The organism is Brevibacterium pityocampae (assembly GCF_039541555.1).
Lineage (GTDB): Bacteria > Actinomycetota > Actinomycetes > Actinomycetales > Brevibacteriaceae > Brevibacterium > Brevibacterium pityocampae.
Genome location: NZ_BAABGL010000012.1, coordinates 29,082 through 53,382, shown reverse-complemented (window position 1 = coordinate 53,382; position 24,301 = coordinate 29,082). Strand labels below are relative to the sequence as shown.

Below are 24,301 nucleotides of genomic sequence, written 5' to 3'. Positions count from 1 at the left end.
GGCGCTCGCCCTCGCCCTCGTCTGCGTCGCCCTGCGGCAGCGCCGCGCCTGGACGCACCTCGTGCTCGCCGCGACCTCGTCTGAATCATCATCGACGACTCCTTCGAGCTCCACGAGAACTGGGGCGGAGCGCTGTCCGACCGGTTCGCCATCCCCCACATGCTCGGCGTCCGCGGTCACGACATCGGCGAGCTCATGGCCTGGGGTCTCATGGGGCTGCCCGTGCTCATCGCGCTGGTCTTCGCGTGGTGGTTCTCCTCCGTGCACGCCCGCCGTCAGGCCTGGGTGGTCATCGCCGGGATCGCACTCATCGCAGTGTTCGCCGCCGGAGTCGACATGCTCACCCAGGCGTCCTACTGGTGGGGGTGGACCGTCCGACAGCGGTACCTCCTCGACCTCGCCGAATCCGCGGGGGAGCTCGCTTCGATCAGTGTGATCATGCTCTCCTGCCTGTGGTTCGTGTTCATTCAGGGCCGCCCCCGCTACGGCCGGCACTCGGTCCACCACCGCCCGCCGGGAGATCCGGCCCCCCGATCCATCGACACGCCCCCACCGGCCCGCACCTCGGGCCCGGACGACCGATAGGCTGGTCCGTCATGCAGATCTCAAATGTTCGAACAACTGTCCGCGACCTGCTCGGTCGGCGGGCGGTCTGGTGGTGGGCAGCGATCATCGCTTCGGTGATCGTCCTCGCTGTGCTCATCGGGTTCGACATGCTCCACCGGCTCAACACGACGCGCGGGGCCTTTCCGGCGTTCGCCGACCCGCTGTTCAACGCCGACCGCGACCGCGGATTCGCCGAGACGCTCGGCTATCTCCAGCTCGTCGTGGCCGCCGGTGCGCTGATCTACACCGCGCTCCACCTGCCGCGGGCCCGGATCCATTACGCGATCGCCGCGGCCTTCCTCGTCGTCATCGCCGACGACAGCCTCGAGCTCCACGAGAACTGGGGCGGCGCGCTCGCCGAACGCTTCGGGTTCGAATCGGGGCTCGGGCTGCGCGGTCAGGATTTCGGCGAGCTCCTGGCCTGGGGCCTCATGGGGATCCCGGTGGTGCTGGCGCTCGGCATCTCGTGGATCCTCTCCGGCGCCCGGGCACGCCGCCAGGCGTGGGTGATCGTCGCCGGGCTCGCGGCCCTCGTGCTCTTCGCCGCCATCCTCGACATGCTCCACCCGGCCTCCGGCCTGTGGGGCTGGCCGGAACGGCTGCGCTACGGGGTCACCCTGCTCGAGGTCGTCGGGGAGATCGGCTCGATGATCTTCATCATGGCCGCCTCGCTCTTCTTCGCACTGCGCCAACGCGTGGAGAAGGCCGAGCGGCGAGCGGACCGCCCCGCTGCCGGCTGAGAAGCGTCACCGCGCAGGCCCGGCGGGGCGGATCCTCACCACCCGCGCTTGCGCCACTGCGGGACTTGCGGGCGCTCCGCGCCGAGGGTCGTCGTGTCCCCGTGCCCGGGCAGCACCCGGACCTCGTCGTCGAAGCGGTCGAAGATCCGCTCCTCGAGGTCGGTGATGAGCGACTCGAAGTCCTCAGCGCTCCACGTCTTCCCCGGCCCGCCCGGGAACAGGCTGTCGCCGGAGAAGATCACGGTCGTGCCGCCGGAGTCCCGGAGCACGTACGCGATGGAGCCCGGCGTGTGGCCGCGCAGCTCGACGGCCTCGAGCCGAAACCCGGCGAACTCGAGCGTGTCCCCGTGGGCGATCCGCTCGTCGATCCGGGCGCCGGACTCCTCCTCGATCGCGTCCGCGTCGTTCTCCCCGGCCAGCGTCCGCGCGTCGTGCTCCGCGGCGGTCTCGCGCAGCGCCCGCACGTGGTCCCAGTGGCGGTGGGTGGTGAGCACCGTGGTGACGCGGGTGCCGTGCGCGGAGTCCTCGGCCCCTGCGGCGAACAGCTCCCGGATCGCGGGGACGTCGTCGGCGGCATCGATGATCACCTGCTCACCGCTCGTGCGCGCGGTGAGCAGGTAGACGTTGTTCTCCATGTCGGAGACGGACGTCGCGCGGATGACGACGTCGCTGAGTGCGAGCGGTTCCATGGTTCTCCTCCTGTGGTCGTATCGGGTTCTGCGGGTGGCCCCGGTGCTGCCGGGCACCGTGTGATCGTGCCCCGGGTTCGGTCCGGGCTCCTCACCACTTCCCGCGGGTGTACTGCGGCGGGTACGGGGCCTCGCGCCAGCCGACCCCGAGCGCATGGGCGGCGCGCTGCGGCCAGCTCGGCTCCCGCAGCGCGGCCCGGGCGAGCAGCACGACGTCGGCGTCGCCGGTGACGAGCACCCCCTCGGCCTGGGCGGGCTCGGTGATGAGTCCGACGGCGCCGGTGGTGACCCCGGCCGCGGCGATCTCCCCGGCGAGCGGGACCTGGTAGGACGGGCCGAGCGGGATGTCGGCGAGCACGTTGCCGCCGCTCGACACATCGACGAGGTCGACGCCGGCGGTCTGGAGCCGCACGGCGATCTCGGTCGCCTCCGCGACGTCGAAGCCGCCCTCGGTCCATTCCGAGGCGGAGATCCGCACGAGCACCGGCATGGTGTCCGGGACCTCCGTGCGCACCGCCTCGACGACCTCGAACAGGAACCGGGCGCGGTTCTCGAGGGAGCCGCCGTACTCGTCGCTGCGCGTGTTCGACAGGGGCGAGAGGAACTCGTGGATGAGGTAGCCGTGGGCAGCGTGGATCTCGACGGCGTCGAAGCCGGCGCGCTCGGCGCGAGCCGCCGCCGCGCCGAAGGCGGCGACCGCCTCCTCGATCTGCGCGAACGTCAGGGCGCGCGGCGCGGCGAGCCCTTCGAACGGGGCCTCCGTCGGTCCGACCGCCTGCCAGCCGCCCTCGGACTCGGGGACCGAACCGGTGGGCTCGCCGACGAACGGCCGGTACGTGCTCGCCTTGCGTCCGGCGTGGGCGAGCTGCACGGCGATCGCCGCCCCCTGCGAGTGGACGAACTCGACGACCCGCGACCAGGCCTGCGCCTGCTCGTCGTTCCACAGCCCGGCGTCCTGCGGCGAGATCCTGCCCTCGGGGACGACGGCCGCGGCCTCGGTGATGATGAGCCCGAACCCGCCCTGCGCCCGGGCGCCGAGATGGACGAGGTGCCAGTCGGTCGGCACGCCGTCGCGGGCCTCGCACGAGTACTGGCACATGGGCGCGAGCCAGATCCGGTTGCGCACGGTGAGGCCGCGCAGGGTGATGGGGTCGAAGAGTCGGGGCACTGGGTCTCCTGGTCGTGTTTCGGTGCGGACGGTGGGTCGGTGCAGAGGTGCTCGGCGCGGTGCGCCGGAGCGGTCAGTAGGCGATGCCGAACACCCAGGTGGCCAGGGTCATCGTCACCAGGGTGATGAGGACGACACCGACGAGGTTGAGCAGCACGCCGCCCTTGACCATCTGCGCGATCGTGACGTAGCCCGATCCGTAGGCCACCGCATTGGGCGGGGTGGCCACCGGGAGCATGAAGGCGCAGGTCGCCGCGAGGGCGACCGGGATGGTCAGCAGCAGCGGATCGATCTCCAGGCCGACGGCGACCCCGCCCACCACGGGCAGGAACGTCGCGGCCGTCGCCGTGTTCGAGGTGATCTCGGTGAGCAGCAGGATGCCTGCGGCGAGGATGAGGACGAGGACGAGGACCGGCACGCCCGCCAGGCCCTGCGCCGATTCGCCGATCCAGTCGGTGAGCCCGGAGGACGAGAACTGGGCGGACAGCGCGAGGCCGCCGCCGAACAGGAGCAGCACGCCCCACGGGAGCTCGACGGCCGATTCCCAGTCGAGCAGCCGGACCCCGCGCTCGGCGCCGGCTGGGACGATGAAGAGGAGGATGCCGACGACGATCGCGATCCCGGCGTCGGAGATCGGCGGCTCCTCGAACACGAGCGGGATGGTGATCCACGAGGCGGCGGCGAGGACGAAGATCGCGAGCACGAGCTTCTCACCGAGCGACATCGCGCCGAGCTTCTCCTTCTCCGCCGCGATGAGGTCCCTGCCTCCGGGGATCCGATCGGTCTCCGGCTTGAACAGCACCTTGACGAGGAGGAACCACGTGATCGCCATCATCACCAGCGAGAGCGGCACGCCGACGAGCATCCACTGGCCGAAGCCGATGGTGATGTCGTGGTTCTCCTGGAGGTACCCGACGAGCAGGAGGTTGGGCGGGGTGCCGATGATCGTGCCGAGCGAGCCGACGGAGGCCGCATAGGCGATGCCGAGCATGAGGGCGGTGCCGAAGTTCGAGCGCAGCACGCTCGATCTCACCGATTCCCCGCCGGGGCTGTCGACGGCGGCCTCGGAGTCCCCGTCCGCCTCATCGGCCTCGCTGACCTCGGCGAGGGATTCGGAGTCGGAGTCCTTCTCCATCGCCTCGTTGACGAGGACGAGGACGGACAGGCCGATCGGCAGCATGAGCACCGCGGTGGCGGTGTTCGACACCCACATCGAGAGGAAGCCGGTGGCGATCATGAAGCCGGCGATCATCGCCCCGGTGCTCTCCCCCATGAGGGAGAGGACGAACAGCGCGATCCGCCGGTGGAGGTTCCAGCGCTGCATCGCGAGCGCGATGAGGAACCCGCCCATGAAGAGGAAGATCGTGTCCGAGCCGTAGCTCGCCCCGACCGAGGACACCGTCGCCGGCTCCTCCTCCGTGCCGCCGAGCAGCGGGAACACGACGAGCGGCACGAGCGCGGTCGCCGGGATCGGGATCGCCTCGGTCATCCACCACACCGCCATGAGCCCGGCTGCGGCGGCGGTGACGCGCGCGGCCTGCGGCAGGTCGTCCGGCATGATCACCCAGAGCAGGACGGCGGCGAGCAGTCCGCCGACGAATCCGATCCAGCGGATCCGGGTGGTGCCGAGGGAGAAGCCCTCGGCCCGCTCACCGGGTGACTTGAACTCTCTCTCCGTATCGCCCTGCGGCAGCGGTGCGTAGCGCGCCGCGTGCTCTCCGGCGGGTCGGGTCGATGACATGGTGTCCTCTTTCGCTCTCATCGGTCGGGCAGCGGTGATCGGGCGGTCCGGGCTGTGCGCTCGGGCCGGCGGCGACGTGCTCAGTCGAGCCGGGCACCGAAGAATCCGGAGAGGTGCTCGGCGACGAGCTCGGGGTGCTCGGCGACGGGCAGGTGCGCGGAGTCCGGGACGACGGCGAAGAACGAGCCGTCGATCTGCTCGGCCAGGGCGCGCATCGCCTCGGGCGGGTTGCTCGGGTCCTGGGCACCGGCGAGCAGCAGGAGCGGCACGGTGATCGCTCCCACGGAGCCGCTGAGGTCGAAGCCGGCGAGCGCCTCGCAGCAGTCGATGTAGCCCGCGTCGTCCGTCGCGGCGAGCATCTCGAGGACGATCGGCCCGGCCGCGATGTCCTCGTCGAGGAATCCGGCGGCGAACCAGCGGTCGGCGGTGTCCGGCACGAGGGAGCGGGTGCCGTCGGAGCGGACGTCGGCGATGCGCTGCTCCCAGGTCGCGGCATCGCCGAACCGCGGCGCGCAGCACAGGGCGGCGGCGGCGCGCACCCGATCCGGAGCGCGCAGGGAGAGGGCGAGGGCGATCCCGCCGGAGATCGAGATCCCGGCGTAGAAGAAGGAGTCGGCCCCGAGCTCGTCGGCGATCTCGAGGACGAGGTCGCAGATCTGCTCGATCGTCACCCCGGGGACCCGAGGGCTGCGGCCGTGGCCGGGCAGGTCGAAGGTGACGACGCGGAAGTCGTCGGCCAGACGGTAGGCGGGACCGGCCCACAGCGACCCGGTGGTGCCGAGCGAGGGACCGAGGATGAGGACGGGGGCAGCGGGGTCGGCATCGTTGATGATCGAGTAGGCGAGCTGTGACATCGGCGCTTCACTCCCAGCGGGTCGACACTGATTCCGGCGGTTCACCCCTACTGTATCGGCAGGTCCGGACGCGGGCGGCGGTATCCGGCCCGCGCCTCGGCCCCGGCATCCCCGGTCCGCCGGCCGTCGGTGCCCCGGCCCGCCGGCACCTCCGCGCCCCGGGTCAGTCCGCGTCGCGCGGGAGACCGGCGGACTCCGCGGCGTAGCAGTGCGCGCACAGCGACTCGTAGGTCACCTCCGCGCCGTCGATCGCCACCTGGTCGCCGTCGAACACGAACCGGCCCTCGACCTTGCGGCCGTTGAACAGCGCCTTGCGCCCGCAGCGGCAGATCGTCTTGAGCTCTTCGAGGGTGTGCGCGATCTCGAGGAGGCGGGCGGAGCCGGGGAACGCCCGGGTGCGGAAATCCGTGCGGATGCCGTAGGTCATCACCGGCACCTCGTGGCGGACCGCGATCCGCAGCAGGTCGTCGACCTGGCGCGGCTCGAGGAACTGCGCCTCGTCGACGAACAGGCAGGCGACCGGGGCGAGCGGCATGTCGAGGTGCGTGAGGAGGGCCGACGGGTCCTCGAGCCCGGCGGTGTCGAGGAAGCGCCGCTCGACGTCCTCCCCGGCGCGGATGAGGAAGTCGACGCGCCTGCGCACCCCGAGCCGGGACACGACCTCGTCGTCGCCCTTGGTGTCGAGGGCGGGCTTGGCGATGAGCACCCGCTGATCGCGCTCCTCGTAGTTGAACGCGGCCTGGAGCAACGCGGTCGATTTGCCGGAATTCATCGCGCCGTAGCGGAAATAGAGCTTGGCCATGACCGTGCGCACTCCCCTCTGCCCTGTCGCGGCATCCCGAACCGACGCCCTCCAGCATGGTACCGATCCGCCCTCACAGTAGAATCGGTGCGTAAACCCCCTACACGATCTGAGGTTGTCCACCACATGGCAAAGATCATCTACACCCGCACCGACGAGGCGCCGCTGCTCGCGACCTATTCGCTCAAGCCGATCGTCGAGGCCTTCGCGACCACCGCCGGCGTCGAGGTCGAGACCCGCGACATCTCGCTGGCCGGCCGGATCATCGCCCTGTTCGGCGACCGACTCAGCGCCGACCAGGCGATGGACGATGCGCTCGCCGAGCTCGGCGAGCTCACCCAGTCGCCTGAGGCCAACATCATCAAGCTCCCCAACATCTCCGCCTCGGTGCCGCAGCTCAAGGCCGCGATCGCCGAGCTCCAGTCGCAGGGCTACGACATCCCGGACTACCCGGAGGAGCCGTCGACGGACGAGGAGAAGGACGCCCGTGCCCGCTACGACACCGTCAAGGGCTCGGCCGTCAACCCGGTGCTGCGCGAGGGCAACTCGGATCGCCGTGCGCCGAAGGCCGTGAAGAACTTCGCGAAGTCCCACCCCCACTCGATGGCCGAGTGGTCGAAAGATTCGAAGACGAACGTCGCGACGATGGCGGCCGACGACTTCCGCGCGAACGAGAAGTCGCACGTGTTCGACTCCGCCGACACCGTCACCATCCGCCTGCGCACCGCCGCCGGCACCACCGACCTCAAGACCTTCGACGTGCTCGCCGGGGAGATCGTCGACGGCACCTTCATGAAGGCCTCCGCCCTCGACGCGTTCCTCCGCGAGCAGGTCCGGGCGGCGAAGGAGCAGGACGTCCTGTTCTCCGTCCACCTCAAGGCGACGATGATGAAGGTCTCCGACCCGATCATCTTCGGCCACGTCATCGAGGCGTTCTTCCCCGAGGTCTTCGAGCAGTACGGCGAGCAGCTCGCCGCCGCCGGCCTCACCTCCGACAACGGGCTCGGCGCGATCCTCAGCGGACTCGACGCGCTGCCCCAGGACGTCGCCGAGGGCGTGCGCACCGGCATCGAGCAGGGCATGAGCAGCGGCCCCGCGCTCGCCCAGGTCAACTCCGACAAGGGCATCACCAACCTCCATGTGCCCAGCGACGTCATCGTCGACGCCTCGATGCCGGCGATGATCCGGATCGGCGGCAAGATGTGGGGCCCCGACGGCGGCGAGGCGGACACCCTCGCCGTCATCCCGGACTCCTCCTACGCCGGGATCTACCAGACCGTCATCGACGACTGCCGCGCCCACGGCGCCTACGACCCGACGACCATGGGCTCTGTGCCCAACGTCGGCCTCATGGCGCAGAAGGCCGAGGAGTACGGCAGCCACGACAAGACCTTCGAGATCACCGAGGCCGGCACCGTCGAGGTCGTCGACTCCGCGGGCACGGTGCTCTTCAGCCACGAGGTCGAGCCCGGTGACATCTGGCGCGCCTGCCAGACCAAGGACGTCCCCGTCCGCGACTGGGTCAAGCTCGCCGTCACCCGCGCCCGCCTGTCCGACACCCCGGCCGTGTTCTGGCTCGACGAGACCCGGGCCCACGACCGCAACATCAAGGCCAAGGTCGAGGAGTACCTCGGGGAGCACGACACCGATGGCCTCGACATCCGGATCATGAGCCCGGTGGAGGCGACCCAGTTCTCCCTCGACCGGATCCGGAAGGGCGAGGACACGATCTCGGTCACCGGCAACGTGCTGCGCGACTACAACACCGACCTGTTCCCGATCCTCGAGCTCGGCACCTCGGCGAAGATGCTCTCCGTCGTCCCGCTCATCAACGGCGGCGGCCTGTTCGAGACCGGAGCGGGCGGCACCGCGCCCAAGCACGTCCAGCAGCTCACGGAGGAGAACCACCTCCGCTGGGATTCGCTCGGCGAGTTCTTCGCGATCGCGGAGAGCTTCCGCCACCTGTTCACCTCGGAAAACAACGCGCGCGCCGGCGTGCTCGCCGACACCCTCGACGACGCGACGGAGACGTTCCTCAACGAGAACCGCTCGCCCTCGCGCAAAGCCGGGGAGATCGACAACCGCGGCAGCCACTTCTACCTCGCTCTCTACTGGGCCGAGGAGCTCGCGCAGCAGACGGAGGACCGGGAGCTCGCCGAGGCGTTCACCCAGATCGCCGAGCAGCTGCGGAGCAGCGAGCAGGCGATCACCGAGGAGCTCCTCGCGGTGCAGGGCTCGCCGGTGGACCTCGGCGGCTACTACCACCCGGATGAGGAGAAGGTCGCCGCGGTGATGCGGCCCTCGCAGACCTTCAACGACATCATGCGGGGACTGGAGAAGAAGGACGTCTGACCGTCCGTCCCACCCTCCCGGCGAGACGGCAATATCCTGCGGTTCCTGAGAACGGAACCGCAGGATATTGCACTTTCAGGGCCGCGGTGACGTGCGACAATGGAGGGCAACGGCCCCTGTCGGCGCGCTCCTCCCGGGCTCACCGACCTGCCGCCCCCATCGACGAAGGACATGAGTGCAGTGACCGATCCGTACCGCTCCCCCGACCCGGCCGGCGACCGGCTGTTCGACGACACCCGCGCCTCCGATCCCGCACCCGAGGCGCCCGCCGGCACTCACCCGCCCGCGCGCCGGGACGTCCCGCCGGAGCACGACGAGCGCCGCGACGACTCCCGGCACCGCCGCCCGGCCACCGAGCCGCGCCGCTCGGCCGGTGTGTCCGCCGGGGTGTGGATCGCGCTCATCCTCGGCGCGGTGATCCTCGTCCTGCTGCTGATCTTCATCATCCAGAACAACGTCACCGCGCAGTTCCAGTACTTCGGCTGGGAGTTCAGTCTGCCGCTCGGCGTCGCGATGCTCCTCGCCGCAATCGCCGGGATCCTCGTCGCCGGGCTCGCCGGCTCCGTGCGGATCGCGATCCTGTCCCGCCGACTCAAGAAGGCCGACCGCTCGCTGGCCGAGGTCGAGCGCATCCTGGACCGCTGATGGGTGCCGCACCGCTGCCGCCGGAGTCCGCGCTGCCGGGCATGCTCGTCGACGTCGACTGGCTCGCCGACCACCTCGACGACCCGCAGGTGCTCGTCGTCGACGTCACGGCCTTCCTCCTCCGCACCGACACCGGGGTGCGCGCAGAATCCGGGGCGGGCGCCTTCCGGGCCGGACACATCCCCGGCGCGGTGTTCGCCGACCTCGTCGACACCTTCACGACCTCCGAGCCGGTCCGCTTCACCGCGCTGTCGAGCCCCGCGTTCGCCCGCGCCGCCGGCGGCCTGGGGATCGACGCGGACGTCGACGTGGTCGTCTACGACCACGGGGAGAGCGAATGGGCGACCCGCCTGTGGTGGAACCTCCGGCTCGAGGGCCACGATCGGGTCGCGCTGCTCGACGGCGGCCTGCCCGCCTGGCGGGCGGCCGGCCATCCGCTGGGCACCGGAGATGCGCAGCCGGTGCCACGCACCTTCACCGCGCGGCGCCGCCCGGAACTGCTCGCCGACGCCGCCGCCGTCGAGTCCGCGACAGGCGCGGGAGTCCCGGTGGTCAATGCGCTCGACCCGGACGCCTACTCCGGGCGCACCCGCCCCTACGGCCGCCCCGGCCACATCCCGGGCAGCACGAACGCGTTCTTCCGCGAGCTCTACGACGAGGACCGCGACCATCGCCTCGTCCCGGCCGAGCAGGCGCGCGCAGTGCTCGCCCCGACCGGGATCCTCGACTCCGCGGCCGCCCCGATCGCCTACTGCGGCGGCGGCATCGCCGCGACCCTCGTCGCCTTCAGCGCCGCCCGCCTGGGCCGCCCCGACGTCGCCGTCTACGACGGGTCGATGACGGAGTGGGTGGCCCAGGGCCGTCCCCTGGAGACGACTCCCGACCGACCCGCGCCACCCCGCACCCTCGTCCGTCCCGACACCCGGTACGATCCGCACCAGCACCGCGATCGACCGGACACCACAGGAGGAATCATGTACTTCATCGTCGTCAAGTTCCGTGTGAAGCCCGAGGCCGCCGAGGCGTGGCCGGAGATCGTGCGCGACTTCACCGAGGCCACCCGCGCCGAGCCCGGGAATCTGTGGTTCGACTGGTCACGCAGCCTCGAGGACCCGCACGAGTACGTGCTCGTCGAGGCCTTCGCCGACGACGACGCGGCCGCCGCTCACGTGGGCAGTGCGCACTTCGCGACGATGCGCGAGGAGTTCCCCCAGCACCTGCAGTCGACTCCGCGGATCATCTCCCGCAAGATCGAGGGCGAGGGCTGGGACGCGATGGGCGAGCTCCAGGTCGACTGACCGCTCGGCCCGGGCGATGGCCTCGGCCCGGCGAGTGACCGCTCGCCCGGTCGACGACCCGGCTCAGTCGGTGACTTCGGCCCGGGACGCGATCCGCACCGCGGTCGGGTGCTCGACGGTGCGCGACACCGTGCAGTGCTTGTCGTGGGACAGGCGCACGAGGCGCTCGACCATGCCGGCCGCCGTCCGGCCGGCCTCGTCGTCGGGGAAGGCGAGATCGAAGTCGATGCCGATGTCGGTGAGCCGGGAGGCGCCGTCCTCCTCGATCTTCCGCCCGCTCGCGGTCGCCCCGAATCGCTGCGGTTCGGTGCGCCGCGTCGTCACGGTGTCGACGTCGATCGCCGAGCATCCTGCGATCGCCGCGAGCAGCAGCTCGACCGGGGTGAGGAGCCCTTCCCCGCGCCCGAACTCCACCGCAGCACCGTTCGCGCCGACGGCCCGGTAGTGGTTCTCCGCCACCCGGGTGAGCTCGACGGAGTGCGTGGGCGCAGCAGCCCGGGAGGAATCGACGGGCGTGGGGTCCTGGGGTGCTCCGGCACCGGTGCGGGGATCATTCATGCGCCCATGGTGGCACACGCCACCAGGGCGCACCCGCCACCACCTCCGCCGCCACCACCTCCGCCGCCGGCACTGCAGCAGACCGCACAGTCGCAGACCGCACCACCCCATCCCGCGGCTCAGCCGCACCCGGCGATCACCGCGAAGACTTCCCGGAGCTGGACGGGCGCGGCGTTCGCATGGGCGATGACGAGTCCGTGGCGGCGCGGTGCGCCGGACCAGCCGGCGGCGAGATCGCCCACCCGGATCCCGCGGACGGCGAGCGCACGGTGAGCTTCGCGGGTGGCCTCGGCCGGCATCTCCACGACGAGTCCGCGGCCGCGGTGCACGAGTCCGGGCAGGTGCGAGAACTCGGCGACGACCGTTTCCGCGGCCCGCAGGCGTCGGCGCCCGCGAGCGATCCGCCGGCGCAGTCCCCCGGCGGCCAGGTACTCCGCGAGCGCGTGCTGCATGACGGGCGGCACCGCCGGGCCGAGGCGCTCCCGGGCCGCACGGATGCGCGTGCCCTCCGGCCCGCGCGCCACGATGTAGCCCGTGCCGACCGCGGCGGTGAGGACCGTGGAGAAGGTCCCGATGTGCACGACCCCGCCGCCGGGCGCGGAGTCGAACAGCGGCGGCACCGCAGGTCCCAGGTAGCGCGCCTCGCTGTCGTAGTCGTCCTCGATGAGGAGCATCCCGGCATCGGCGGCCCACCGGCACAGCGCGGCGCGGCGGCCGGCGGGCATCGCGGTGCCGTAGGGGAACTGGTGGTTCGGGGTGACGAGCGCGGCCTCGGGCGGGCGGCCGGGAGTCCTGCCGGCGGGCACCGCGCCGGCGAGCCCCTCCGGGGGCAGCCCTTCGGCGTCGACGGCCACCGGGACGAGCTCGACTCCGTGCAGTGCGCGGCGCAGGCCGGGGAATCCGGGGTCCTCGACCACGAGCCTGTCGGCACCGATCGCCGAGAGCACGAGTGCCACCCCGTCCCGCGAGCCGGCGGTGACGAGGATGTCCTCGGCCTCGACGACCATTCCGCGCATGACCCGCAGGTGCTCGGCGATCGCACGGCGCAGCGGTTCCTCGCCGAGCGGGTCGGGAGGGGCCGGCCTGACGTCGAGGGCCCGGCGCCAAGCCGTGCGGAACGCCGCCTCCCCCAGCGGCGACTCCCCGCCGCGGCCCGGCCGCAGATCCACCCGGACGGCGGGGACGCGGGGCACCGGGGAGCTGCGCGGCGCGCTGGGAGCGGCGAGCGCGGCGGCGGGCAGCTCGGGGTCGATGACGGTGCCGCTGCGCGGACGCTGGACGACGTAACCCTCGGCGGCGAGCTGGGCGTAGGCGGTGTCGACGGTGCCCCGGGAGACACCGAGCGCCTCGGCGCAGGCGCGCGCCGAGGGGAGCCGGTCGCCGGGGGCGAGCCGGCCGGCGGCGACGGCGGCGCGGATGCCGCGGATGATCTGCACCGGCAGCGCGATGCCCAAGGAGCGGTCGAGGTCGATGCGGAGGTCGTTGCGTGCCACAGGCCCAGTCCATCACATCTGGCCCAATGGAGTGAGATGATTCTGGCACTTCTCCTGGTCCACATCCGGATCTAGCGTGACGAGTGACGCTCCATCCACGCACCCGCACCCGGCGCGAGCACCCCACCCACCGAGGAGAACCATGACGACCGTCGCCCAGCCCCTGCTCAACACCGGACTCGCCCAGATGCTCAAGGGAGGGGTGATCATGGACGTCGTCACTCCCGAGCAGGCCCGGATCGCCGAGGCAGCCGGCGCGGTCGCGGTGATGGCGCTCGAGCGGGTGCCCGCCGATATCCGCGCGCAGGGCGGGGTGGCCCGGATGAGCGATCCCGACCTCATCGCCGGAATCATCGACGCGGTGTCGATCCCGGTCATGGCGAAGGCGCGGATCGGCCACTTCGTCGAGGCCCAGGTGCTCCAGACGCTCGGTGTCGACTACATCGACGAGTCCGAGGTGCTCTCGCCGGCGGACTTCGTCAACCACATCGACAAGTCCGGCTTCGAGGTGCCGTTCGTGTGCGGGGCGACGAACCTCGGCGAAGCGCTGCGCCGGATCACCGAGGGCGCCTCGATGATCCGTTCGAAGGGCGAGGCCGGAACCGGGGACGTGTCCGAGGCGATGCGCCACATCCGCACGATCACCGGCGAGATCCGGGCGCTCGCCGCACGCAGCGAGGACGAGCTCTTCGTCGCGGCGAAGGAGCTGCAGGCACCCTACGAGCTCGTCTCCCGGGTGGCGCGCGAGGGCGCGCTGCCGGTGGTGATGTTCGTCGCCGGCGGTATCGCGACCCCGGCGGACGCGGCGATGATGATGCAGCTCGGGGCCGACGGCGTGTTCGTCGGCTCGGGGATCTTCAAGTCCGGGGACCCGGAGAAGCGGGCGCGGGCGATCGTCGAGGCGACCACCCACTACGACGACCCGGACACGATCGCCCGGGTCTCCCGCGGCCTCGGCGAGGCGATGGTCGGGATCACCGTCGGGGAGCTGCCCGCCCCGCACCGGCTGGCCGAGCGCGGGTGGTGATCCCGGCTCCCGTGATCGGCGTCGTCGCGCTCCAGGGCGCGGTGTCCGAGCACATGCGGACGCTCACCGGGCTCGGCGCCGAGGTCCGCCGGGTCACCAGGCCGGAGCACCTCGCCGGGCTCACCGGGCTCGTGCTGCCCGGTGGGGAGAGCACCGCGATGGTGCGCCTCGCCGCTGGGACCGGGCTGTTCCCGGCGCTCACCGACGCGGCACGCGCCGGTCTGCCGGTCCTCGGCACCTGCGCGGGCCTCATCCTGCTCGCCCGGGAGGTCGAGGACGGTGCGGCGCTCGAGGGCTTCGCACGCGTCCCCGTGCTCGACATCACGGCCCGCCGCAACGCCTACGGCGCGCAGCGCGAATCGTTCACCGCGCGGGTCGCGCTGCGCAGCCGCAGCGCCCCCGGGACGGACCCGGACGACGGGCCGGACGCCCCGGATCGGGAGATCGACGCGGTGTTCATCCGGGCACCGCAGGTCACCCGGGTGGGTCCCGGGGTCGAGGTGCTCGCCGCGCATGCCGGATGTCCGGTGCTCGTGCGGCAGGGGGCGGTCATGGCGGCGGCCTTCCACCCCGAGCTCACCGCAGACCCGGCGGTCCACCGGCTGTTCCTCACCGCCGCCGCGGCCCAGCCGGTGCACTGACGCGATTCCCGGGTCACCCCAGTGCGGTCACCGGTCTCCGCGGTCGTTCCAGTGCGGATACCGTCCGGTCAGCGCACTGGAACGACTGCGGAACCTCGCACTCCCGGGCCGCCGGGCCGCCGGGCCGACTGGGCCGACCGGGCCGACCGGGCCAGTGGCCCTCAGAACTGGAAGGAGCTGAAGAGCAGCACCGCGAGGCCGAGGCCGGCGACGAGGTTGACGAGGGTGGCGGCGGCGAACACGAGGATCGGCTTCCAGCCGGCCTCGCGCACCGAGGACACTGTGAATTCGAGTCCGATCGACACGAAGGCGAGGCTGAGCGCCCACACCTGGAGCTCCTTGGCCGCATCGAGGCGCGGTTCGAGCACCGCCGGGTCGACCGTCACACCGAGCACCGTGGCGACGATCGAGGCGAGGAGGAAGCCGAGGACGAACTTGGGGAAGCGATCCCACACCATCGCCCAGGCGCGCGGCTTGTGCCCGGACGCACTCGCGGTACCCGCACCGTCACCGGCAGCTGCACCGTCACCGGCAGCAGCAGCCACCCGGTCGACGCGCAGCGCGAAGAACAGGGTGAGGAGGACGGCGACGAAGCCGAGCAGCGCGTTCTGCGTGACCTTGACGATCGAGGCGATCTGCAGCGGCTGCTCGCCGGCGACCGCACCGGCGGCGGTGACCGCCGCGGTGGTGTCGATGTTGCCGCCGATCCACGCGCCGGTCACCGCCGGTGGCAGCCCCATGAGGGAGGCGAGCCACGGGAGCAGGAAGATCGAGGGCACGGCGAACACGATGACGAGCGTCGCGGTGTAGGCGAGCTGCTCCTTCTTCGCCCGCACCGCACCGGCGGCCGCGACCGCGGCGCTCACGCCGCAGATCGACAGCGCCGAGGCGAGCAGAGCGCGCAGGCGGTCGTCGAGTCCGAGCACCCCGGCGAACCACCAGGTGAAGGCGAAGACGATCGCGATGAGGCAGATCGCCTGCATGACCGCCGGACCGAAGGCCTTGACGAAGATCGCGAAATTGATCGTCGCGCCGAGCAGCACGAGCCCGATCTTGATGAACAGCTCCGTCCGGAACGCGGCGTTCATCCGATCGCGCACCCCGCACAGCGAGAGCACCGCGTTGCCGAGGAACCCGAGGGCGATCGCGTAGATCGGGTACTCGATCGACTGCGCGACATCGCCGAACCACGTCCCGGCGGTCGCCTCGGGGACGGTGTCGGTGAGGAGCTGCACGAGGGCGGCGAGGCCGAGCACCACGACCGCACCGGCGATCGTCCACCCGGTGCGGGCACGCGGGGATGCCGGCGCTGCGGGCGCCTCGGCGGAGGTGGTGGCGGGTGCGGGCCCTGATGCGTCGGTGCGGCTCACGGGATGAGGTCCGCGCTGATGAGGCCGAGCAGGCACGCGCCGAGGAGCAGGAGGCCGATGATCGTCGCGGTCCAGTCCTCGTTCAAGGAGAACTTCCCGTAGTCGTCCGGTGAGCTGTCGTCGTCCACGCCCGTATCCCTTCCTCGCTCGGCCCGCCCCGCCCGAGCCGGGCGGCGCCACCTCATCCTATGAGCGTCCGCGACCGCACCCTCCCAGCGGTCTGCCGGGGTCGGGCAGAATTCATCCTCCCGTCACCGGGCGCCGGATCCGCGCCGCCGCTGTCCCGCATCCCGTCCCGGCGTGTGAGCCGGTCCACATTTGCTCACCTGCGCACATCACGACTTGTGCAGGAGCGATCCGAATCGCTAGAAATTGAGGATCGCCGAGCGGACGGATCGAGGAGGGATCGAGTGGAGAACGTGCTCTTCGCCTTCGCGCTCACGCTCGCCGCCGGCGTCGCGACGAGCCTCGGCGGTCTCATCGCGATCCTCGGCGGCGGCGGTCGGTCGAAGCGCTTCCTCGCCGCCGCGCTCGGATTCTCCGGCGGGGTGATGATCTACATCTCGCTCGTCGAGATCCTGCCGAAGGCCGCGGACTCGCTCGCCGAGGAGCACTCCTCGCAGGCTGCGTCCTGGATGGCGGCCGGCGCCTTCTTCGCCGGCATCGCCGTCGTCGCGATCATCGACCGGCTCGTGCCCGACACCGTGAACCCGCACGAAGTCCCCGGCGACATCCACGAGGAGCGGCCCCGGGAGCGCGCGCTGCTGCGGATGGGCACCTTCACCGCGGTCGCGATCGCCGTCCACAACTTCCCTGAGGGCTTCGCGACCTTCGTGTCCGGCCTGCAGGACCCGCAGATCGCGGTCCCCATCGCCGTCGCGATCGCCATCCACAACGTGCCCGAGGGCATCGCGGTCGCCGCCCCGGTCCATCACGCCACCGGGTCGCGGGGCCGGGCGCTGACCCTCGCGACGCTCGCCGGGCTCGCCGAGCCGGCCGGCGCGCTCATCGGGTTCGTGCTCCTCGCACCCTTCATCACCCCCACCCTGTTCGGCCTCGTGTTCGCCGCGGTCGCCGGGATCATGGTGTTCATCTCCTTCGACGAGCTGCTCCCCACCGCGCAGCGCTCCGGACACCATCACCACGCGGTGTACGGGCTCATCGCGGGCATGGCGGTGATGGCGGCCAGCCTGCTCCTCATGATGTGAGGCGGACGATGTGAGGCGGGCGCGGCCGGTACGCTGGGACCCCACCGACCGCGCTGCCCCGGGAGGCACCATGGACACCGACGTCCTCGTCATCGGCACCGGACTCTCCGGGCTCGTCGCCGCGACCCAGGCGGCCCGTGCGGGAGCACGCGTCGTCCTCCTCGACCAGGAGGGTGAGCAGGACCTCGGCGGGCAGGCGTACTGGTCGTTCGGCGGCCTGTTCCTCATCGACTCCCCCGAGCAGCGACGGATGGGGATCCGCGACTCCTTCGAGCTCGCCCGGGCCGACTGGATGGGCTCGGCCGGCTTCGAGGAGCACGATGTGTGGCCGCGCCGATGGGCGGAGGCGTACCTCGACTTCGCGCACGGGGAGAAGCGGGCGTGGCTCCACGCGATGGGCCACCGGTTCTTCCCCGTCGTCGGCTGGGCCGAGCGCGGGGACGGCACCGCCGACGGCCACGGGAACTCCGTGCCCCGATTCCACATCACCTGGGGCACCGGCCCCGGCGTCGTCGCGCCGTTCCTCGCCCGCACCAAGGAGCTCATCAGCGCCGGCCGGCTGCAGGTCCGCTTCCGCCACCGGGTCGACGCACTCCTCACCGGGCCCGGTTCCGTCACCGGCGTGCGCGGCTCGCTGCTCGCCCCCGATGACAGCCCGCGCGGCGTCGCCTCGAACCGGGAGGTCACCGGGGAGTTCGAGCTGCGGGCCGGCGCGACGGTCATCGCCTCGGGCGGGATCGGCGCGAACCACGCGCTCGTGCGGCAGAACTGGCCGACCGACCTCGGCACTCCCCCGCGCACCATGATCTCCGGGGTGCCGGAGTACGTCGACGGGCGGATGATCCCGATCGCCCAGGCCGCCGGCGCGCACCTGCTCAACCCCACCCGGATGTGGCACTACACCGAGGGCATCCGCAACTGGGACCCGGTGTGGGCCGGCCACGGGATCCGGATCCTACCCGGCCCCTCGTCCCTGTGGCTCGACGACCGCGGACGGCGGCTGCCCGTCCCGCTGTTCCCCGGCTCCGACACCCGGGCCACGCTCAAGCACCTGCGGGAGATCGACGCGGAGCACTCGTGGTTCGTCCTCAACCAGCGGACCATCGAGAAGGAGTTCGCACTCTCGGGCTCGGAGCAGAACCCGGATCTGACCGGGAAGTCGGTCCGGGCCACGCTCGGGCGGGCGCGCGCGGGGGCGACCGCGCCGGTGGAGGCGTTCAAGCGCCACGGCGAGGACTTCGTCGTCGCAGATTCCCTCGAGGAGCTCGTCGCGGGGATGAACGCGCTCACCGGGGCCGAGGCGGGGGCCGGCGCGGGGGCCGGGGCCGGCACGGGTGCCCGGCACGTGCTCGACCCGGTGGAGATCCGGCGCATCGTCGAGGCGCGCGATGCCCAGGTGGAGAACGATTTCGGCAAGGACGCCCAGCTCGCCGCGATCCGGCAGGCGCGCGGGTTCCTCGGCGACCGGCTCATCCGGGTCGCCCCGGTGCACCGGATCCTCGACCCGGAGGCCGGACCGCTCATCGCAGTGCGGCTCCACATCCTCACCCGCAAGACCCTCGGCGGCCTCCACACCGATCTGCAGGCACGCGTGCTCGATGCGACCGGGACGCCGATCGACGGCCTCTACGCCGCCGGTGAGGCCGCCGGATTCGGGGGCGGCGGCATGCACGGGTTCAACTCGCTCGAGGGGACGTTCCTCGGCGGCTGCCTGTTCTCCGGCCGGGTCGCCGGCCGCGCCGCCGCGGCAGCGGTCTGAGCCGAGGCTCCTGACCCGGTGCGCGCTCTGCTGACCCGGCGCGCACCTCGAGCGCGGGGCACCTGCCCGGACCGTGGTGGAAACGGCGGACAGTGGTGGCATCGATGCCACCATTCCAGCACGGAACCACCACAGTCCGCAGCGCGCACTCGCGGGGCTGTGCCGGCGCGCCGGTGCGTGCGGGGTCGGAGCGTTCAGACTGCCACGGACAGGGCGCCCGGGAGCACGGAGATGCGCAGCCGGGCGACGTTCGGGAACGGTTCGCCGTCGAGGTGGATCGGTGCCGGTGCCGCGGGGACGATCTCCACCCAGGCGCACCGGTGGTAGGCGAGCACAGCAGGCGCCTCGTCCTGTCCGAGCAGCCCGAAGCAGGCGATCCGCGCCCAGTCCCGCACGCTCCGCGGCGTGCACACGAGCAGCTCGAGGTCCCCGGCGTCCGGAGCGGCGCGCGGGAACACGCGGATCAGCCCCGGCAGGCCGGCGACGTTCCCGGCGAGCACGCTCCACGCCGGGCCGCGGAACTCCCCGTCGTGCCACCGCACGTGCACCCGGGTGCCGGCATCACCGAGGTGCCGGAGTCCGGCGACCAGGTAGGCCGGCCAGCCGAGGACCCGTTTGGCCCGGTCGGTGAGCCCCATGATCGTGGCGGCGTCGCGGCCGAGGCCGACTGCGGCGAGGAACACCTCGCGCACCTCGGCGCCGGTTCGGGTACGGATGACGGCGATGCCGACATCGGCGCGTCGCACCTCGGGGGCGAACTGCCGCGAGACGCTCGCCGGGCCCGGGGTGATGCCGAGGTTCCGGGCGAAGAGATTCGCGGTGCCCGTCGGCACGAGGGCGAGCGGCGGGAGGTCCGCGCCCTCCCCCTCGACGGCCATCATGCCGCGCACCGCGGAGCGCACCGTGCCGTCGCCGCCGACGACGACGATCCGGGCAGCACCCGCACAGACCGCGGCAGCGGCCTGCTCCGCCCCTTCGTGCACCGGGGTGGTGCGGTGCAGGGTCCACGGGATGCCGCGGTCGGCGAGGAGCGCGGTGAGCTCCGCGCACCGCCGGCGGCCGCTCGCGTGGATCGGGTTGAGGACGATCGCCCAGGGGCCCACGTGCTCTGCTCGGGTCAGAGGTACCGCTTGATCCCGGAGAACTGCTTGCCGCGGTCCCAGGCCCGCCAGTCGACGATCTCGACGCTCTTCGAGGCGTTGGGGGCGTGGATCATCTTCCCGTGCCCGAGGTAGATGCCGACGTGGTGGACGGCCCCGCGGCCGCCGTTGCCGGCGAAGAAGATCAGGTCGCCGACTGCGAGGTCCTTCACCTTCACCGACTTCTCCGCGCGCGACTGGGGGCCGGAGTCGCGCGGGATCTCGATGCCGTGGGCGCGGTGCACCGCATAGGTGAAGCCCGAGCAGTCGAACCCGGAGGAGGAGGTGCCGCCCCACAGGTAGCGCACCCCGAGGAAGTCCTTCGCGGTGGACACGAGCTCGGAGGGCTTGGGCTCCTCCGGCCCGCTGCCGGCCGGGTGGAGGTCGACGTCGCGGGTGGGCGCCCAGCCCTTCGCTCCGTCGGGCAGCGCCACCCGCACCCGGTCCCCGGCTCGGGCGAGCACGGGCAGCTCGGCGTTGAACGGCACGTGCTCGACCGCGCCGCCGGTGGGCCGAGCGGTGACCTCGGTGGTGCTGCTGGTGACGATCGCGGTGCTGTGGGCGTCGAGCGCCCGGTCGAAGTCGCGGTTCTCCACGAGCTGGCGGGTCGGCACCCAGCCGGGGTAGCCGTGCTCGTCCCCCGGGCTCTGCTGGCGGGCGACGGCGACCTTCGCCCAGTCGTCGGAGATCTCGAGGATCCGCACCTCGTCGCCGTAGACCGCTTGGGTCTGCGTCCGCCCGGTGAGCGCACGCCGCACCTCGGTCGTCGACAGGTTCGTGCTCCATTCCCCGGTCCGCACGGGGTTCGCGAGCGCCGGTGCATCGATGCGGCGCGGTGAGGAGGGCTTCGTCCACAGGGTGGCGACGGTGACGTCGACGAAAGCGGTGTCCCCGGCCTCGAGACCGGCGCCCGGGGTCGCGGTGGGGCCGGCGACGGGGGTCCGGTCGATCGCGCCGGCGGACAGGCCCGGGGCGGCACCGGCCGGCACTGCGACGCCGGCGAGGAGGCCGATCCCGAGGACGGCGGCGCTGAGACCGCGGCCCACCCGGCGACGGGGAGCACTGCGGGAGGACTGAGCAGCGGAGGTCCGAGCAGCAGCGCTCTGACGGACAGCAGGCAGGGGTGCAGGCATGGGTGCGTCCTAAGGAGTGGGAAGTGGGACAGCTGCCGACAGTGTAGACATGCCGATCCGCGGCTCCCCACCGGGAATCGCACTGGTGCGGGCCATCGTCACGGAATCGTGACTCTGCCGCGCGACTCCCCTACCGGAGGAGCCCGAGTCCCCGCCGCGCGATCCGTACCCCGCGAGATCCCACGATCCGCACGCCCGCGGTGGGACAATGGGTCCATGGTCCCGGCAGGCAGCATCGCGGCGCTGAGCGCGGCCCTCGGGTGCGGCAGCGACGAGGTCTCCGTGCTCGAGGCGATGCTCGTCATGGAGGAGAATCCCGTCACCCGCTCCTGTGCGGGTGAGCTGAGCTGGGAGTTCATCAATTCCGGGGTGGACTTCGTGTTCTCCGACAGCACCCTGTCCGCGATCGGCATCCGCCTCGTCTACGACCGCAGCGGCGGCTTCAACGGCATCGCGGTCCCCTCGTGGCTCGTCGCCGATTGGCACCGCCGCCCGGGCCCGGCGGACATGCGCCGGGCGTTCGGCGAGCCCGTCGCAGCCGGGGAGACCGCTCGTGAAGAGGTGCGGCTGCCGGAATGGGAGGCGCTCGGCGAGGTCTCGCAGCGCACCCGTCCCGGCACGCTGTGGGAAGTGTTCGACCTCGCGGACGGGGTGATCCACGCCGACTACGACGACTCCCGCACCGTGCGCACCCTCACCCTCATGGCCGAACCCCGCTGAGTCCTCGCACCATCTCCCCGAGCCCGGCACCCCCTCCCCCGGGCCCGTGCCCCTCGCTAGGCTGGCTCCATGGACATCACCCTGCGCACCGGAGACATCACCACCTCGACCGCGGACGCGATCGTCAATGCGGCGAACTCCTCGCTGCTCGGCGGGGGCGGGGTGGACGGCGCGATCCACCGCGCCGCGGGCCCGGAGCTGCTCGCCGAGTGCCAGGAGCTGCGCGCCACCACGCACCCGGACGGGCTGCCGCCCGGTCGGGCCATAGCGACCGGAGCGGGCGCGCTGCCGGCCCGCTGGGTCATCCACACCGTCGGCCCGAACCGGCACGCCGGCCAGACCGATGTCGCCGTCCTCGAATCGTGCTTCGCCACCGCGCTCGACGAGGCCGAGCGGATCGGGGCGCGCACGCTCGCCTTCCCCGCGATCGGCGCCGGGGTCTACGGCTGGGACGCCGCCGAGGTGGCCCGCGCCGCCCTCCGGGTGCTCACCGATGCCGGTGCGGCCGAACGCTGGCCGGGGGTCGGGTCGGTCGAGTTCGTGCTCTTCGGCGACGCGGTCGCCGACGCCTTCGCCGCCGTGTTCTGACGCGGTTCCGCGGTGCGTCCGGTGCTTCGGCCGTGTCCGCGCCCTGTGCCAGAATGACCGCATGAGCGATTCCCAGGCGGCCCTCGAGGCCATCCGCACCGGCTACACCTTCGACGTCCCCGCACTCGACCTCGGCTCCGCCATCGACGGCGACACCGTGGTCACCGAAGCCCGCGTCCGCCTGCCGCTGGGCATGCTCAACCGGCACGGGCTCGTCGCAGGTGCCACGGGCACCGGCAAGACGGTGACGCTCCAGGTGCTCGCCCAGGCGATCTCCGATGCCGGGGTGCCGGTGTTCGCAGCGGACATGAAGGGCGATCTGTCCGGCATGGCGACGCCCGGCGAGGGCTCCGAGAAGCTGCTGGCCCGCACCTCGGCGAACGGCCAGGACTGGGCGCCCGCGGCGAGCCCGGTGGAGTTCCTCGCCCTCGGCGGGGAGGGCACCGGGGTGCCGCTGCGCGCCTCGGTCACCTCGTTCGGCCCGCTTCTCCTGTCGAAGGTCCTCGAGCTCAACGACACCCAGGAGTCCGTGCTCGGCCTGCTCTTCCACTACGCGGACGCGCAGGGTCTCGCACTCCTCGACCTCAAGGACCTCAAGGCCGTGCTCACCCACCTGACCTCGGACGAGGGCAAGGCCGAGCTCAAGTCGATCGGCGGGGTGAGCAGCGCCTCGGTGGGCGTCATCCTCCGGTCGATCGCCAACCTCGAGGCGCAGGGTGCCGACGTGTTCTTCGGGGAGCCGGAGTTCGACATCGCGGACCTCCTGCGCACCGCAGAGGACGGCCGCGGCATCGTCTCGATGCTCGAGCTGCCGGCGGTGCAGAACCGCCCGGCCCTGTTCTCGACATTCCTCATGTGGCTGCTCGCGGAGCTGTTCGAGACCCTGCCGGAGGTCGGCGATCCGGAGAAGCCGGCGCTCGTGTTCTTCTTCGACGAGGCGCACCTCCTGTTCCGCGATGCCTCGAAGGCGTTCCTCGACTCGGTCGCGCAGACCGTGCGCCTCATCCGCTCGAAGGGTGTGGGCATCGTGTTCGTCACCCAGTCCCCCACGGACGTCCCCGACGAGGTGCTCGCCCAGCTCGGCTCGAGCATCCAGCACGCGCTGCGCGCCCACACCCCCAAGGACGCCAAGGCTCTCAAGGCCACGGTGGAGACCTTCCCGATCACCGACTTCGACCTCGGGGCGCTCCTCACCGGGCTCGGCACCGGCGAGGCCGTCGTCACGGTCATGGATCCCGACGGCTCCCCCACCCCGGTGGCCCCGACCCGGGTCTTCGCCCCGGCCTCCCGCATGGGACCCACCGACGCCCCGGTGATGGAGCAGATGGTCGCCGGCTCCCCGCTCCAGGCGAAGTACGGGGAGGCGATCGACCGGGAGTCCGCTCACGAGCTCCTCACCCGGCGCTACTCCGAGGCCGAGGCGCAGCCGGAACCGGCCGACAGCCCGGCGAACGCCCCGCGCACCCCCGACGCCTCGACCACGGACCCGGGGCCTGCGGACACGCCGCCGGCACCCACCCGCCAGGAGACCCCGACCCGCATCCCGACGCCCCGCCGCGCGCCCCGGCAGCGCGCGGAGACGGCGTCCGCTCCGCAGGAATCGATGTTCGAGAAGGTCGTCGAATCGCAGGCCTTCAAGCAGTTCACCCGCACCGCCGCCCGGGAGATCGCCCGCGGCATCTTCGGCACCGGGCGCAGGCGCCGCCGGTGACCGACGGCCCCGACGATCACGCACCGGGCTCCGCACACCCGGACTCCGGGGAACCGGCA

Annotated in this window: 23 protein-coding genes and 1 pseudogene; 13 read left to right on the top strand and 11 right to left on the bottom strand. The window is 72.1% G+C overall.

Annotated elements, in window-relative coordinates; genetic code table 11:
* The first annotated feature begins 159 nt into the window (after positions 1-159).
* Together ABD883_RS09270 and ABD883_RS09265 are read left to right on the top strand one after the other, a co-directional pair.
* Entirely contained in the window at positions 160-585 is a 426-nt protein-coding gene (locus tag ABD883_RS09270; RefSeq protein ID WP_295687511.1) for a hypothetical protein, read from the top strand.
* Between the two features lie 11 nt (positions 586-596).
* A complete protein-coding gene (locus ABD883_RS09265) occupies positions 597-1,346 on the top strand; it encodes a hypothetical protein (RefSeq protein ID WP_295687508.1) in 750 nt (249 codons plus the stop codon).
* Positions 1,347-1,381: 35 nt separating this feature from the next.
* Here ABD883_RS09265 and ABD883_RS09260 read toward each other — a convergent pair whose 3' ends face one another.
* From ABD883_RS09260 to ABD883_RS09240, 5 genes are all read right to left on the bottom strand, one after another.
* The gene (locus tag ABD883_RS09260; RefSeq protein ID WP_295687505.1) at positions 1,382-2,035 is read right to left on the bottom strand and encodes an MBL fold metallo-hydrolase; all 654 of its coding nucleotides are present in this window, start codon (positions 2,033-2,035) and stop codon (positions 1,382-1,384) included.
* 91 nt (positions 2,036-2,126) lie between these two features.
* The gene (locus tag ABD883_RS09255; RefSeq protein WP_295687502.1) at positions 2,127-3,203 is read right to left on the bottom strand and encodes an NADH:flavin oxidoreductase/NADH oxidase; all 1,077 of its coding nucleotides are present in this window, start codon (positions 3,201-3,203) and stop codon (positions 2,127-2,129) included.
* Between the two features lie 73 nt (positions 3,204-3,276).
* Positions 3,277-4,944, bottom strand: coding sequence for an SLC13 family permease (locus ABD883_RS09250; protein WP_137319343.1), 1,668 nt, complete (start codon positions 4,942-4,944; stop codon positions 3,277-3,279).
* 80 nt (positions 4,945-5,024) lie between these two features.
* Complete coding sequence (locus ABD883_RS09245; RefSeq protein ID WP_137319342.1) at positions 5,025-5,798, bottom strand: alpha/beta fold hydrolase; 774 nt, start codon at positions 5,796-5,798, stop codon at positions 5,025-5,027.
* Between the two features lie 163 nt (positions 5,799-5,961).
* Positions 5,962-6,600 (bottom strand): thymidine kinase, encoded by a 639-nt coding sequence (locus tag ABD883_RS09240; RefSeq protein ID WP_137319341.1) that lies wholly within the window; start codon positions 6,598-6,600, stop codon positions 5,962-5,964.
* A gap of 126 nt (positions 6,601-6,726) precedes the next feature.
* Between ABD883_RS09240 and ABD883_RS09235 the strand changes: the two genes are divergently transcribed.
* From ABD883_RS09235 to ABD883_RS09220, 4 genes and pseudogenes are all read left to right on the top strand, one after another.
* Complete coding sequence (locus ABD883_RS09235) at positions 6,727-8,952, top strand: NADP-dependent isocitrate dehydrogenase (protein ID WP_295687497.1); 2,226 nt, start codon at positions 6,727-6,729, stop codon at positions 8,950-8,952.
* A 171-nt stretch (positions 8,953-9,123) separates the two neighbouring features.
* Positions 9,124-9,597, top strand: a complete 474-nt coding sequence (locus tag ABD883_RS09230) for a LapA family protein (RefSeq protein ID WP_295687495.1) — start codon at positions 9,124-9,126, stop codon at positions 9,595-9,597.
* Positions 9,597-10,439 (top strand): annotated as a pseudogene (locus tag ABD883_RS09225) (sulfurtransferase); the annotation flags it as partial. The gene ABD883_RS09230 and the pseudogene ABD883_RS09225, both read left to right, overlap by 1 nt.
* A 132-nt stretch (positions 10,440-10,571) precedes the next feature.
* Entirely contained in the window at positions 10,572-10,895 is a 324-nt protein-coding gene (locus tag ABD883_RS09220; RefSeq protein WP_295687589.1) for a putative quinol monooxygenase, read from the top strand.
* Between the two features lie 63 nt (positions 10,896-10,958).
* On the opposite strand, the gene ABD883_RS09215 is transcribed toward ABD883_RS09220, so the two are convergent.
* A complete protein-coding gene (locus ABD883_RS09215; protein WP_295687492.1) occupies positions 10,959-11,453 on the bottom strand; it encodes an OsmC family protein in 495 nt (164 codons plus the stop codon).
* 119 nt (positions 11,454-11,572) lie between these two features.
* The gene (gene pdxR, locus ABD883_RS09210) at positions 11,573-12,946 is read right to left on the bottom strand and encodes a MocR-like pyridoxine biosynthesis transcription factor PdxR (protein WP_295687490.1); all 1,374 of its coding nucleotides are present in this window, start codon (positions 12,944-12,946) and stop codon (positions 11,573-11,575) included.
* Positions 12,947-13,088: 142 nt separating this feature from the next.
* Between pdxR and pdxS the strand changes: the two genes are divergently transcribed.
* On the top strand, positions 13,089-13,973 hold the full coding sequence (pdxS, locus tag ABD883_RS09205) for a pyridoxal 5'-phosphate synthase lyase subunit PdxS (RefSeq protein WP_295687488.1): 885 nt from the start codon (positions 13,089-13,091) through the stop codon (positions 13,971-13,973).
* A gap of 11 nt (positions 13,974-13,984) precedes the next feature.
* Complete coding sequence (gene pdxT, locus ABD883_RS09200; RefSeq protein WP_295687485.1) at positions 13,985-14,614, top strand: pyridoxal 5'-phosphate synthase glutaminase subunit PdxT; 630 nt, start codon at positions 13,985-13,987, stop codon at positions 14,612-14,614.
* Positions 14,615-14,775: 161 nt separating this feature from the next.
* Here the strand turns inward: pdxT and ABD883_RS09195 are convergent, their stop codons facing one another.
* Positions 14,776-15,984: a YeiH family protein gene (locus tag ABD883_RS09195; RefSeq protein WP_137319333.1), complete on the bottom strand. Its 1,209-nt coding sequence runs from the start codon at positions 15,982-15,984 to the stop codon at positions 14,776-14,778.
* Entirely contained in the window at positions 15,981-16,112 is a 132-nt protein-coding gene (locus ABD883_RS09190; RefSeq protein ID WP_295687480.1) for a hypothetical protein, read from the bottom strand. Before ABD883_RS09190 ends, ABD883_RS09195 begins: the two co-directional genes overlap by 4 nt.
* Before the next feature lie 282 nt (positions 16,113-16,394).
* Here ABD883_RS09190 and zupT point away from each other — a divergent pair, with 282 nt between their 5' ends.
* Entirely contained in the window at positions 16,395-17,192 is a 798-nt protein-coding gene (zupT, locus tag ABD883_RS09185) for a zinc transporter ZupT (protein WP_254668756.1), read from the top strand.
* Positions 17,193-17,262: 70 nt separating this feature from the next.
* Positions 17,263-18,951, top strand: a complete 1,689-nt coding sequence (locus ABD883_RS09180) for an FAD-binding dehydrogenase (RefSeq protein ID WP_345031570.1) — start codon at positions 17,263-17,265, stop codon at positions 18,949-18,951.
* Between the two features lie 194 nt (positions 18,952-19,145).
* Here the strand turns inward: ABD883_RS09180 and ABD883_RS09175 are convergent, their stop codons facing one another.
* A complete protein-coding gene (locus ABD883_RS09175) occupies positions 19,146-20,054 on the bottom strand; it encodes a diacylglycerol/lipid kinase family protein (protein ID WP_295691115.1) in 909 nt (302 codons plus the stop codon).
* A gap of 14 nt (positions 20,055-20,068) precedes the next feature.
* Positions 20,069-21,223 carry a C40 family peptidase gene (locus tag ABD883_RS09170; RefSeq protein WP_295691116.1) on the bottom strand — a complete coding sequence of 385 codons (1,155 nt, stop codon included), beginning with the start codon at positions 21,221-21,223 and terminating at the stop codon, positions 20,069-20,071.
* Between the two features lie 216 nt (positions 21,224-21,439).
* Between ABD883_RS09170 and ABD883_RS09165 the strand changes: the two genes are divergently transcribed.
* The 3 genes from ABD883_RS09165 to ABD883_RS09155 all read left to right on the top strand — a co-directional run bounded on the left by ABD883_RS09165 (position 21,440) and on the right by ABD883_RS09155 (position 24,242).
* Positions 21,440-21,943, top strand: a complete 504-nt coding sequence (locus ABD883_RS09165) for a hypothetical protein (RefSeq protein ID WP_137319327.1) — start codon at positions 21,440-21,442, stop codon at positions 21,941-21,943.
* A 69-nt stretch (positions 21,944-22,012) separates the two neighbouring features.
* Complete coding sequence (locus tag ABD883_RS09160; RefSeq protein WP_345031565.1) at positions 22,013-22,531, top strand: O-acetyl-ADP-ribose deacetylase; 519 nt, start codon at positions 22,013-22,015, stop codon at positions 22,529-22,531.
* A 61-nt stretch (positions 22,532-22,592) separates the two neighbouring features.
* Positions 22,593-24,242, top strand: a complete 1,650-nt coding sequence (locus ABD883_RS09155; RefSeq protein ID WP_295690337.1) for a helicase HerA-like domain-containing protein — start codon at positions 22,593-22,595, stop codon at positions 24,240-24,242.
* Positions 24,243-24,301 lie beyond the last annotated feature (59 nt).